Source organism: Agrobacterium sp. Ap1 (assembly GCF_017313375.1).
Lineage (GTDB): Bacteria > Pseudomonadota > Alphaproteobacteria > Rhizobiales > Rhizobiaceae > Neorhizobium > Neorhizobium cellulosilyticum.
The window spans coordinates 1-272 of the sequence record NZ_JAFLMY010000094.1 but is presented as its reverse complement, the minus strand read 5'-3'; the positions used below and the strand labels follow the sequence as shown (position 1 = coordinate 272).

At 51.5% G+C, this 272-nt stretch carries 1 tRNA gene; it reads left to right on the top strand.

What is annotated here, in order from left to right:
- Window positions 1-195: 195 nt before the first annotated feature.
- A tRNA-Ile gene (locus JZX87_RS31130) sits at window positions 196-272 on the top strand.

Here is a 272-nt window from a genome sequence, read left to right as displayed (position 1 = left end):
AGATGAACCTTCCCGTGCTTTTTAGAACATAGATGGCGCCAGTCAGGCGACCATCGCAACGTAATACGCCACGGAATATCCTCGGATATCGGATGGTATGGCGAAAACCGCCGACTACGTTTCTCTTTCTTCAAGAAGACAATTGCCGCAAAGCTCGGTGTCCAGGATGTGGGGTTTTAAACCTTGCAGGTGAATGGGCCTGTAGCTCAGTTGGTTAGAGCACACGCTTGATAAGCGTGGGGTCGGAAGTTCAAGTCTTCCCAGGCCCACCA